This is a genomic window from Aliidiomarina sedimenti (genome assembly GCF_003986955.1).
Taxonomy (GTDB): domain Bacteria; phylum Pseudomonadota; class Gammaproteobacteria; order Enterobacterales; family Alteromonadaceae; genus Aliidiomarina; species Aliidiomarina sedimenti.
In genome coordinates this window covers 355778-368410 of record NZ_PIPN01000003.1, presented here as the reverse complement: position 1 = coordinate 368410, position 12633 = coordinate 355778, and the positions used below count along the sequence as shown (strand labels likewise).

General features: G+C 51.4%; 7 protein-coding genes. 2 read left to right on the top strand and 5 right to left on the bottom strand.

The genetic code is table 11. The annotated features are described in order from the left end of the window. The first annotated feature begins 184 nt into the window (after nucleotides 1-184). On the top strand, nucleotides 185-880 hold the full coding sequence (locus CWE12_RS08660; RefSeq protein ID WP_126789295.1) for a hypothetical protein: 696 nt from the start codon (nucleotides 185-187) through the stop codon (nucleotides 878-880). A gap of 10 nt (nucleotides 881-890) precedes the next feature. Next, nucleotides 891-3935 carry an InlB B-repeat-containing protein gene (locus CWE12_RS08655; RefSeq protein ID WP_126789294.1) on the top strand — a complete coding sequence of 1015 codons (3045 nt, stop codon included), beginning with the start codon at nucleotides 891-893 and terminating at the stop codon, nucleotides 3933-3935. 272 nt (nucleotides 3936-4207) lie between these two features. Here CWE12_RS08655 and CWE12_RS08650 read toward each other — a convergent pair whose 3' ends face one another. From CWE12_RS08650 to CWE12_RS08630, 5 genes are all read right to left on the bottom strand, one after another. Next, on the bottom strand, nucleotides 4208-7111 hold the full coding sequence (locus CWE12_RS08650; protein WP_126789293.1) for a YjbH domain-containing protein: 2904 nt from the start codon (nucleotides 7109-7111) through the stop codon (nucleotides 4208-4210). Nucleotides 7112-7114: 3 nt separating this feature from the next. Beyond that, on the bottom strand, nucleotides 7115-7780 hold the full coding sequence (locus tag CWE12_RS08645; protein ID WP_241984178.1) for a YjbF family lipoprotein: 666 nt from the start codon (nucleotides 7778-7780) through the stop codon (nucleotides 7115-7117). Nucleotides 7781-7870: 90 nt separating this feature from the next. After that, nucleotides 7871-8176, bottom strand: coding sequence for a hypothetical protein (locus CWE12_RS08640; protein WP_126789292.1), 306 nt, complete (start codon nucleotides 8174-8176; stop codon nucleotides 7871-7873). Between the two features lie 162 nt (nucleotides 8177-8338). Further along, nucleotides 8339-9787: a capsule assembly Wzi family protein gene (locus CWE12_RS08635; RefSeq protein WP_157981952.1), complete on the bottom strand. Its 1449-nt coding sequence runs from the start codon at nucleotides 9785-9787 to the stop codon at nucleotides 8339-8341. Between the two features lie 40 nt (nucleotides 9788-9827). After that, a complete protein-coding gene (locus tag CWE12_RS08630; protein WP_241984177.1) occupies nucleotides 9828-12590 on the bottom strand; it encodes an SLBB domain-containing protein in 2763 nt (920 codons plus the stop codon). Nucleotides 12591-12633 lie beyond the last annotated feature (43 nt).

Sequence of the window (12633 nt, the reverse complement as noted above, 5' to 3'; positions counted from 1 at the left end):
AACGATCGAGCGCGGGGCTTGAATGTTGAATTCAGCACCCGAACATTAACACAAAATTTACATTTCACTGCGAAACCTACTAGTTGTCCATAATCCTAGCGGGCTACGAGCTATAGCATAAGAACTATTCTTTTATGGGTGGCATTTGGTTATTATCTGAGCCTAAATTAAATGGAATTAATTCATGCCTACACAATCGACTCTTAAACCGATCCTTGCATGTGCGTTAACCGCCGTGCTAACTGCCTGTACTCATTCAAGCCCAACCGAAGCGACCGACCAGAGCAGCGATTTCGCGCCTGTACACGAAGCCAACGGCATTCAGATCAGTGGCGTTTTTAATCCACCTGACCAATGGGACTTGCATCTTGCCACTCCATTACTGGAATCATCGCAAGCAGCGACTGAGAGTGGCTCAAATAGTGGTAATAACGAGTACTGGGTGCGAATTAATGACGCCACTGAACGGCAGCCAGTCACTGTCAACGAGGTGGCAACAGGCCCGTCGCATTTTACCCTGGCGGTCGCACAGGCTGACTTACCAGTTCGCCAGCTCACCCTATATAAAAACGACACCCAGCTGCAGATCATCGAAAACGAGCATCCACTCCCTGCAATTGGGCAATGGCTGCCGACGGTGAAACTCACAACTGAGTCAACCCCCGTGCACAGCGCACAAAACCAGCTTTGTTTAACCTGGCCTGATCAGCTTTTTGAACAGGCCTCACTACTGACCGTCAGCGAGCAGGGTCGACTGCAATTACAGCAGCAATCCACCTCCAGCCCGTTATGTGTCGATCCTATCGAAGAAAACCACGCACAACTGCGAATTAACCTTCGCAACCCTGTGTTTGCAGTACAGCTCAAATCTAACCGCTAAGCGAGACCTTATGTACACAACTAAACCTTTACTGGGAGCCATACTGGCTTCGACGCTGGCCCTTACCCTCGTCGCTTGCGGCGGCGGTGGAGACGATGATGGTGGTTCCACCAGTTACACCGTCACAACCTCTGCAGGCCAGGGTGGCTCAATCTCACCCGAACAACGAACCGTTAACGCGGGTGAGTCCACCAGCTTTACTATCGACCCGTTGACCGGCTATCAAATTGCCCAGGTTTCAGGGTGTAACGGCCAGTTAAGCGGCGGCACCTATAACATCGCGGAAGTAAACGCTGACTGTCAGGTCACGGCATCATTCGAGACCCGAACCCTTGAACTGACCACAGAATTTGACTTCGGAGACCATCAGGTCAGCGCTGATAATATGCCCACTATCAGCCCCGAGTCAGTAACCGTTGACTACAACAAAGAACAAACCTTCGAATTAACCATGCCAGGTCCTGGCTGGACCCTGAACAGCAGCTCAGGTTGCAAGATTGATACGGCAACCGAACAGAATAACATTAACTTTACCCTGACCACGGCACCTATCTTAAAGGACTGTAATCTGGTTCTTACTATTACGCCTCCAGGGTCCTCTGCCGGCTACGAAATCAGTGCAGACATCGTCAACGGCCGGGCTAAGCTTGACGGCAACTACCGCAGCACAGACGCGTTCAGCTACGGCGAAAAGGTCACGGTTAACCTTGAAGCATTTGGCGAGGGCCGTGAGCTTGTTCGCTTCCAGCCGTCTTCAGCAAGTTGCGATTTCGAACGGGACGGAAATTCAGTCACCATTACCGTCTTCGACAACTGTCACTTCTCTGCCCTGTTTCTTGCTGCAGACGAGCATAGTTTTGCCAGCAACCACATGGTGAGAGCGTTCCGCAACGCGCTGAGCATTGAACCAGAAGAGCATATGACCGCAGCAATGGTCGCTTCAGTAGAATCTGTCGATCTGCTTAACAGCCCCGCCGTAGTGCTTGACCTGGATGGTATTCAGGCGGCCCTCGACCTGACCTCACTCTCGTTCCGCACCCTGGCAGCAGACCTGGCTCCTTTAGCTACGCTGCCGTTGACTACACTTAAAGTCGAGAAAATTCAGTACAGCGGCCCGGCAGATCTCGAGCCGCTCAAAGCGATGCCACTGCAACATCTGGAATTAACCTTTTTTGAAGCATCGCAGAGCGATTACGAGAGCGCCCTTAGTCCGCTGTCTGAGCTTAGAACCCTGAATTTAAGCAACAGCCGGGGCCTTGAGCGTATCGATTTCATGCATACGTATAGCCATCTGACTACGCTAAACTTAAGCAATACAGGCGTTCTTGATATTCGCCCGGCACTGGATTCAGGGCTCGTCCACCGGCCTGAAGCGAGTTTTAGCGTAAGTGGCTGTGCCAGTCTCGAGCAACCGGTAACTCAGAACGCCAAAAATAATCTGGAAGGCTTCGGTGTTCATACCAATATCGGTAGCCGTTCAAATTGGGACATGTGTCCGCTTCCTGATGATTACTATAATAATCTCGGTGATCTTTTCAATGCCACCCTCAATGCCGACCAGCTTAGCGTAGATTGGATGCTTTTCGATAATCACGGTGATGTCTCGTGCGAGCTTCACTACAATCTGCACAAGCAGCAACCGCGTATTGCTGATGCTGAGATACCGACTTGCGGTACGATTGGTAATGAAACCATGACTGTCGACTTTGACGTGCAGACGGTCGATATGTACCTCAATGACGGGCTATTTCCTGATCCGATAAAAGTTGGTCTTACCAAGGAAGTAGTTAGTACGAACGACAGCACGCAATTGCGCCTGGCCGCCGTTGAGTGGGGACAGACCGTCTTTAAAACTAACCCATATCTGGTGCCTGGTCGCAGCGCTATGCTGCGGGCTCACGTGATTGCCGATGGCGAACCGACTGCGCTTCCTATGACTGCAGAGCTACGCCTGAATGGTTCACCTGTTGCAAATGGTAATTTCACAACACCTGCATCAATTCCTGCCGAGCCTGTTTATGAAGACGGAGGTTCTGGTTATCAACTGATAATCCCGGCCCAATTTATGGAAGAAGGCCTGGAAATCGATTTTACTCTCGACGGTGACCTGATTTATACAGCTGAACCGGCCTTTGCCGACCCGACGACTCTCTCCATCACTATCGTACCAATGGTTGTAAACGGAGTCGCTCCAACTATCCCGTCTGACGAAGAACTGGCTGAAACCATAAAGACATACTGGCCGGTCGGCGAAGTGGAAATTGAACGCCGTAGCCCGGTTATCGTTTCAGACGCCGGCGGCGATATCGCTATCCTGGATATACTCTACAACTTGCGTGATCTTCACACTCAGGAAGGCGCTCAGCACTATTATCACGGTTTTTTTGATATCGAAGCCCTGAATAATAAAAATGCTTCAGGCGTAGCCTTCATTTCCGGGCTGGTTGGTGTTAGTTGGGATTCAAATCTTAACACCTTTGCTCATGAACTAGGCCACAACTTTAGCCTGGGTCACATTGACTGTGGTAGCCCTGAACAGATTGAGATGAATTACCCCTACCCGACAGACCAGATGGGTAGTATTTTCATTAATTATGACCATAGTCAACTCTACACCCCAGACCTCGCCAAAGATCTCATGAGCTATTGCTCGCCTCGCTTAATCTCAGACTGGGTCTACGAGAAAGCACAAGATTACCTGGCAATCAATGCACCACAACCGTTCACCGCAGCGCAGGCGTTCGATAGCACAGTTTTATCGCAACCAACCTACAGCACCTACGTCAGTGGTGTCATTGACCAGGTGAACGGCAACAGCCGGGTACTCAGTCACTCTGAACTGAGCCAGCCAGCCGGTCGTGAAAACTACGGACCTTTCGTAATGATCGCCACCGACAGCAACGGCCAGACATTCGAGCGCAACTTTGCCATCGAGCAAACGTCTGAAAACGACAGCCAAACCAACGGTTACTTCAACGTGCGTCTGCCAGCCTATGACATCCGCGACGTTCAGGTCCTGTATCAAGGGAAAGAAGTACTGCGGGTTCAGCTGTAGTAGTTAGCTTAAAGACCTGACATAACGTTAGTCGAAATAACAGAAAGCCCCTGGTACTGCTACCAGGGGCTTTTTTTTGCTTCAACGCACCGCCTATACATCGAATAATAAGTGACGCGTACAGATTCAAGATTCAAGCGCGGGGCTTGATCGTTGAATCCTATCTCCAGATACAAAAAACCCGCTTCAGCCTGGGCTGAAGCGGGTTTTTAATTGAATGCCTGCCTCAATTCAATGTTCAAGCCCCGCGCTCGATCGTTGAATGCGGGAGGTTAGCGGTTCCAGAACGGCGAGCGTTCATCAAGCGAGTCGTACAGGCGCGCACGGCGCATTAGCTGGCGTCCACCATTTCTGGCTAACGGTATCCAGGTCATACCCACGCGTTGGCGGGTTGGCCGCACTGACATCAGGTCAAACGGAATATTAATAAAGAAGCCTTTAGTAAAGCTGCCTTCCCCGTATTCCTCAGACGACACATCAGTAAAGGCGGCAAAGGCGCCAGCCGTTACCCCACTCTCAAAGCGTTTCATGAAAGTTACGTTGACCCCGTCATCACCTGCAAGAAAGCGACCAAAGTCCAGCTGCATGGTGGTGTCTTCCAGCCACGGCATCTGGTAGTAAAGACTGACAAAGCCGGTAGTGACTTCATAATCTAGGAAGCCAGTACCACCTGTGTAATTACGCTGCCGCACACGGTTAACATCAAAACCAACCGCCCAAGGTTGGTCGAGTGGCCGATACACCATTTCCAGGCCTACGCCACCAAACATACGTTCAATATAACCACCGTAAGCCATCGCATACAGACTATTGGTTAACTGGGTATAGTAAGTAGCCTGAGCGCTATCCAGCCAGACATCCTTCTGTATATAGCGACGCACATCGGTACGCACTGGCGGTAAGTCATCCAGACGATCGCTCACGTAGTTAAACTTGTCGTAGTTATTGGCTATGTTAAAACCAAGCTCTCCAAATAACTCCAGATTCGGATTCAACCAGCGTCGCGCAAAGGCGGTAATACCAAGCTGATAAACATGGAAGGTTTCCGGGCTACCAAAGTCCTGATTGAAGAACGGTTTAGCACCATAGCCAGTACCAAAACGAAAATCCGGGTTATACAGCCAGTCCTCGTCGTTCTCCGGATAGTCTTCTGCATCACTGCGTACAAACAACTCATTGACTTCCTCAGGCCCCTGCTCGTCCTGGTAACGAATTCGTGCTTTGAATGCTTCAGCATCTATGCGGGTACTGATACTCGGTTCAAAAAACTGGGTGTCAACAATGTCATAGGTGGTAATGCTATCAGGTACCTCGTCAGCCAGAATACGTGCTGCACGGTCAAGGTTCTCATTATAGTCGCGGTAACGCCGCGGGCGTGAGAACACCCGCAGGGTATTGTCGCCTTCCAGCGCAAAACGGCTGTTCGCCAGTGCATAGTTACGCCGTAATTTACGTGACACCTCACCCCAGTCAACATCTTCAACTCGTTCCACTTCAACTACACCAGGCTCGACTTTACGAGGTTCAACCCGCGCCTGCTGCATGGTGTTAAAGTTTGTACTGAGGGTGAAATTCATCATTAGGGTATCGCCACGTTCATAGCTTGCCTGCACATCCAGCCAGTCGGTCACCCGATAATTCAAGCCGATATTCCAAGGAGTTTGCGCTTCAATAGGCACACCGGCGCGGTCTTCTGAGTAATCATTGCTGTTGTACTCAACCTTAACCCGAAGTGGCTGCCACGGGCTTTGCCATTCGACGCCACCAAATAGTCCTGCGTTACCCTTAAACCACTTGTCATATTCGAACGAGCCGCCGCCTCCGCTAAAACCACCGGGCCGGCGACAATACTCATCATTTAGCTCACAAAGCGGGTTCGATATATTATCCCGGGTACCTAAACGGCCAAAGCCCACTCCTAAGCTGAAATCAAAAGCACCAAAACGCTTATTCGTCACTATATATTCCGCATCGAAAATACCGGTCCCCGCGAAATCACGTAACCCAACTGAGACTTCCGGCAACCAATAGCTTTCCTGCCACAGACGAAATTTCACGTCGAAACCCTTGTCGGTTAAAATCGTGCTTCCGCTAAAATCAGGTACATCGCTATACAATCGGTTGGGGAAGCGAACGTAAAAACCTGTTGCTTCCATCCATGGTAATACTTGCAGCGTCGCGGAGTAACGGTAGTACTCTTCCATATCGGAATAGGTCAGACTGATTTCACCTTCATCAAACATCCGCGCCGTCGGCGTCTGCAATAAACCAGCTCCACCATCGTGGGTCCGGCTCGGCCGATAATCTAGCCGCGACCAGTGTCGTTCGCTTACGGCAGCCTCAGGCTGAAGCAACTCGCTCACCCCAGGCCGGGCCACTCGATCGTTGTCAAAAGAGTTTCTGTCATGAGCATTCGCGTTATAAGCCACAAAATGCTTTAGCAATGCAGCAATATCATCATTCAGGTTGGAAAAACGGCGTGGTAACCCTCGCAGAGGAGTCCAAACAATATCACCTGGCTGAGCTTCAAACCCATCACGGTTATAGTAGGCCCAATCCACCTGGTGTTGGGCGTCACCTCGCACCACCACCGCTTGATTGTTGTCGTGCCCTTGCAGCAACAACCCGTTTTGTTTTGCAGTATGTAAATACTGGCTTACCGGAGCACCCGCTGCAAACGACACATAACCAGGTTCGCTCACAGCGCCGAGCATCAAAATAGCATCACTGCGCTGAGGTAAAATCAATTGATAAGAAGCAGCCTGCAACAACGGGTTATGAGCAATAAACTGACGGCTTAACGCCAGGTCAATTTGCCCGTAGGGTTGTGTGGCAACCTCTAAACGCTCGATCTGCGCGGCTAGCTTTGCAGCACTTTCAGCTCTAGTCTCTGCGCCACGGCTTCGCCAATAGCTTTGCAGTAACACCAGCTCACTTAAAATCGAATCTTTCATCTCCTGAGCATGGCTATCGCTGGTATTCGCAATACGGGCTGCAGGCCAGTATACGTTGACCGCACCAGTTGCTCCTTGTGCCCGCTCGTTCTGCGCCCCGAGTAGCTGCATCGACTGGCTCAGTACCTGATTAAGCCGCACAGCTTCACTGAATTCGAGTTGGTAGGTATCGTTTAACTGCACGGTGACGCTACTCGCCACTAAAAAAGACAATATTGACATCTACTAGCGCCCTACCCATTTTACTTGTGTTAATTCCAGCAACTTCCGTTCCGGAACTATTAGCTGACGGCTTTTCACAACATGACCATCGGCTTCTATCCAGAACGTATTATGAAACTTCTGGCTACCTATGGTTCCATGCTCTTCAACACGGGTAACCTGGTACTCACCCGAGGGTAACTGCAACACTTCGTCACCAAGAATTCTGAATTCAGACCGCACCGAACGTGTGTAGCGGCTGTCCTCGGTGCCTATATCAATTTGACGTTGCCAGCTAAGCGCACAGTTTGCAGGGGCAGTGACCACACATTGCAGCGGGTCCTGACTCAAATTTGATACCGCCATAAGTTCATAGTCGACCCCGGCTGTCCGGACTACCCGCCCATTGACAGTCACCATTGTCTCGCGGTCAGCGCTTACCCAGTTGTACTCGCCGCTATCAATGTAGCCCAATACGATCAAAATTTGCGCACTGTCGTCCCATTTCGCATATAAAGCGGTATAAGGAAAGTCATTAATCTCGTCAGCACTAAGCTGCACGTCATCAGGTTTGCTAAAGGCATACTCGAGAGTGGCACGGGTTTCTTCGGTCACAGCAGTGCAACCCACTATAGCGGTTACAAGGCCTGCCATAGCCAGGTAGCGAAGAGAAGAAATTTTAAAAGGCATCGGTTTGCTCGGGTTAAAATTGCGATAACATCAAACAAAAATACCGCCCGGAGGCGGTATTTAAAACACTAAAAACTGTACAGCGTCTGCTTAGTTAGAAACAGGAACAGTAATTGTGTAAGTGTTGGTGCCAGTACCAGTTACGGTAACAGTTGACGTGTCGTCGTCATCATCGTCGTCATCGTCGCCATCAACAACTGGCTCAGAAGACGAGCTGTCAGCCAAAATCGCTACAGCAGCAACAGCGCCAGCGCCGATTGCTACCATTGCGGTAGTACTCATTCCACCAGCACCAGAAGTAGCGGCTTCATCACCAGCAGTACCAGCGTCTTGCGCCATTACTGGGCTGATTGCCAGGCCTAATGCGGCAGCAACTGCCAAACTTACTTTTTTCATATTAAATACCTCACTCTAGAGATTACAGATACATGTATCGCTGATTACTTACCGCGTGGACCCTGAACTCATCCAGTGAGCCAAAATCCGATCGATTCATAAGCAACTAGCACTCATACTATGGGGCTACCCCAAAAAGATCAACCTTTATTTTACACGGCATCAATACCGAAATTCCCATGCAGCACGCACAGTTAAGTCATTTTCAGTAGTAGCAATCAGGTTATCGGCAGCGCTGGCGCGGGTCTTAATCTCATCCCTCGAAAATGTGCCAGCAAGGGTAAATAAAGTCTCGCCTAGTGCCGTCTGGTAACTAATATCAAGTTGCTGCCGATTTACTTCAAACATATCGTTCGCAACTGCACTCTGTTCCGCATGTTGCACCGCCATTAAGCGATTGCTGGAACCTAAATTCTGTTGCCGCAGTGTAATCCGCCAGGCCGTGCCGTCAGCCAGTTGAAAGCGGTAACCCAAGCTTATCGAACTTACATCCTGGTCCTGCCCTGCTCCCATACTTGCCTGCCAGCGACGATACCCCTGCGGATCAACCTCGTCATCATAAAAGTAGGCGGGCACGTCGGCGTATTCAAGGAACAGCTGGTGTAAATTATCGCTAAAGGTCAGGTAATGGTCTGCCCCAATCAGCACGGCCGCGTCAGACACCTGTTTTGAATCGCCTGCCCGTCGTGCCACTTCACCATAAATCGCCACTGCGTAAGGCAAGGCAATCCGCGCATCGGCAGCGACTAAACTATTGCGCTGCTGACCGTAATCGACATCGCTTTGTGCGCCAGTACCTCCACCGAAATCCCCACCAGAGCCGCCCCATTGCTGGGTGTAGCTCATCCCCAGCTGCAAGGCTGAAAACGGACGTGTGGTTAACCGCGCACCGGCTATTTCGCTGTCGCCCAAAGGGCCAGCGGACTGAGTACGGCCGATAAAGGCCGTCGCATGCCAGTGTCCGGCCCAGCTTAAAATGGGCAACTGAAAAGGGTCATCCTGCAATCGGTTAACCCGCAGCGCCTGAATGGGTTGCGCATTGGTGGACAGAGCTAATGCACTGTCCTGCCCAGGCCCCCACCACACTGGCATCTGGTCTATGCTAACCGCCCAGTTACCCAGGGTCGTAGCGAGGTAACTGCCCTCAAAAGTGTAATCTTTACCATCACTGCTGCCAGCCCTAAAGCTGGTTCGCAGTCGGCCCGCACTGTGTGCATTGACGAAGGTGCGTGAAAACTGCAATGCACCGTTCTCACGGTACGTATCGGCAAAGCTCTGCTGGCGATACTCGTCACTGTTAGCGCTCAGCTTAATCCCGTTAATTCGCGGCTGCTGAGCGAACTGCAGCGCTGAGCGAATGCGGTAATAAGCAAGCGTCTGGTCGTCGGTTAGCCAGTTGACATCAATCCCGCTCATATCGCGGGCAATACCACTCCACATCAGCGGGTAGGTCGTTACATGGCCACGTAAAAAGCCAGCATCTGCCAGTTGCTGAATACTGGCACGCAAATACACATCGTCAGCGTCAATCCACGGCCCGGCGTGGGCGGCAAAGTTGCCGCTCAGGCCTGCAAGTATAATAGCCATCAACCCATTGCGAGCGAACTTCATAGCACAATCCATGCCTCAACAACTAACCAGAGCTACGCTTTTAAATACCATTGATAGCAGCAAGAGCGACAGCCGAGTTATAAATAATACCAGTAACCTGTGACCACAACTCGAGGTTCTCGGTATAGGTGGTATCCAGCGGTACGACAATCGCGTCACCTGGTCTTAGCTGCGCCGAGCCACTGGTGCTGAACCAGCCACGACGTTGCCGGTGCGGCTCAAGCGCACCGTTTGCCCTTACCACGTATATGCGATCAGTATCAGCTTTCTGTTTGGTACCACCACTCATATTAATGTAATCGGTCACGGTCAGGTCACGGTCAAAGCGGTACGACGTCGCCATCTGCACTTCACCCATAATGCTGATCGAGTCCATCCGCGACGGCACATGCAGCACATCGCCGTCTTTCAACTGGATGTCGCCCGCCTGGCTTTGACCGTTAAGAATTCTCGGCAGGTCAACAATCAAGCGACCTACTGGTTCAACCGACATTAGATCCGCCAGCAAGGTCCGCATCTGGTCATAGCTTTGGTTACTGCCCCCGGTACCGGTAATCGAGTTGCTGGCAATTTCCCGTTGCAGCTCTTCAGCCAGCATCGTCATCCGGCGACGTTCCTGCTCTCTTAACTCCTCGCGAGTAAAAACCGCCCCTTCCAGGAAAGCAAAGTCAGTAAAACCACCGGCGCGCTCAATCAAGGCGCTTAAGTCCTCGCCACGGCGAATAGCGTAAGTTCCCGGGAACCTAACCTCACCGCGCAGCGTAACCTCATAGGTGTTCTGCCACTCAGGGATGCTCAGCACATTTAACCGGTCACGACCCTGCAGTTCAATGTCGCGGTTGCCCAGAATCACATCCATCAGATCAAAAGCTTTGTATTCAGTTTCTGCTTCACCGGCGTCCAGGTTAATCCGGGTGATTTCTGCACGCTGCAGATAAGCAGAATCACGCAGACCACCAGCAGCTGCTACCAGCCTACGCGCTGTCGCATTCTGCACCAGAGGATAGACGCCCGGATGGTTTACTTCCCCAGCCACATAAACAAACGGTGTATTGCCGCGCTCGGTGCGCTGGCGTTGCAGGCGTTGCATCAGTGGTTCCAGCATACGGTCACGCGAATATTCAGCCAGCTCTTCCGGGCTGATTGCGTCGTCATCGTCCGGGGTACCAAACAACTCACGGATTGGCACTTCACCGCCGTTGCTGCTCTCGGTGTTAACAGTTGCATTAACCTGGGTCATGCCTTCGATATAAGCCTGACGATAGGCATCCAGGCTGCGACGGCGTTCAGCCCGACGACGCTCATCCTGGGTCAGTGACAAATCTGAAATATTCTGCCGCTCTTCCTCTTCTGTCTGGTAACGGCTAAAAATCAATACATAGTCACGCTCGTTCAACTCAAGGTCATCTTCAGCCTTGCCCTCTATCGCATTGGCCACATCGAACTGCCATACCTGAAGCCGTCGGCGGGTGCCCTCTTCACGAACTACCAGGCCATAACTTAAATCAGCGTATTCAAGCAGGTCATGGCGGCTACTTTTCAGCATGTCACTAATGCGCATACCCGGTTGCCATTCATAGCGGCCCGGGCGGTTTACTGCACCAACCAGCATCACCGCATCATCAACGGTTTCCGGCGTCGTACGCAGCACAATATGATCACCGCCCTGAACATCCGCCTGCAATGTCGACTCGTCACTTAAATCCAGGTTGCGTACGCTGCGGCGCCCTTCGCTTACACGGCGTACGGTTACGTCGCCCATATAGGCATCAGGCTTGGCACCACCGGCAAATTCGAGCAGGTCGGCAAAGGTTTCATCACCCTTAATTTCATAAATCGCAGGGCGGTTTACTTCGCCTTCAACGGCGACCGTGTTGCCGCGTGGCGGAATAAAAATCACATCGCCATTTTGCAGAATACGGTCCGCCGAACTATCGCCTTTTATCAGCAGGTCATACAGGTCAAAATTGGTCACCACCTCGCCACCGCGCACCAATTGCACGTCACGCAGCGAAGCAATATCTGAAAAACCACCGCTGACATGCAGCGCCTGGCTTACCGTCGCAAACGAACTCACCGTATAAGCACCCGGCTTATGGGATTCGCCCACAATGTATACCTGAATTGAACGGGTTGCACCCATCGATACCGCGACCTGCTGGCCTATGGTACGTTCTTCAACAGTATGTTTAATCAGCTCCTGCATCGAGCTATAGGTAAGCCCTGCCACCTGCACCTGACCAACATCAGGAATAATCAAATAGCCTTCACGGTTGACTGCAAGGTAATGATACACAGTGCGCTGACCAAACAGCTGCACCCGCACCATATCGCCAATGCCAATAATATAACTGGACGGCACCGGTGTTCCTGTCACCGGCGCAAAGGTACTAGGTTCACCAGCAAACATGTCATAACCGAAATGCTCAAGTTTGCTTTCCAGGGAATCAAACTGGGCTTCGACCTCGTTGGGCAACAAGGTTCCCCGTGCTTGTCCTTGTTGTGTGCTGCGGTCTTGGGTAACGGGTTCGTCGTCTGGTACCGGTTCCTGGGTGTCACGTTCATCCTGCCCCAGGTACTGCAGTGCTTCAGTATCAACACCAAACTGACGCGCCAGTTGCTCCTGCTGTTCACGCGGCAATGCCCGCAGCTGTTCGATTTGAGCCTGACTTGGTGTTGCTTGCGCATAGGCAGAGGAAGGCAACAGCAACCCTGAACCAAAGGCTCCCAACGTTAACGCAGCAGTAATTCCAACCGCAGCGATAGTCTTACCTGCCGCTCCAACTAAATATCCAAACTTCACCTGCATGCTCCCGTTCCCATGTTCAATTCCCGTATTCAAATCC

What these genes read in the sequence shown, in the direction of transcription:
- CWE12_RS08645 (WP_241984178.1), bottom strand. Translation starts at nt 7,780, where the DNA reads ATGCCTTTTAAAATTTCTTCTCTTCGCTACCTGGCTATGGCAGGCCTT.
- CWE12_RS08640 (WP_126789292.1), bottom strand. Translation starts at nt 8,176, where the DNA reads ATGAAAAAAGTAAGTTTGGCAGTTGCTGCCGCATTAGGCCTGGCAATC.
- CWE12_RS08655 (WP_126789294.1), top strand. Translation starts at nt 891, where the DNA reads ATGTACACAACTAAACCTTTACTGGGAGCCATACTGGCTTCGACGCTG.
- CWE12_RS08635 (WP_157981952.1), bottom strand. Translation starts at nt 9,787, where the DNA reads ATGAAGTTCGCTCGCAATGGGTTGATGGCTATTATACTTGCAGGCCTG.
- CWE12_RS08650 (WP_126789293.1), bottom strand. Translation starts at nt 7,111, where the DNA reads ATGTCAATATTGTCTTTTTTAGTGGCGAGTAGCGTCACCGTGCAGTTA.
- CWE12_RS08660 (WP_126789295.1), top strand. Translation starts at nt 185, where the DNA reads ATGCCTACACAATCGACTCTTAAACCGATCCTTGCATGTGCGTTAACC.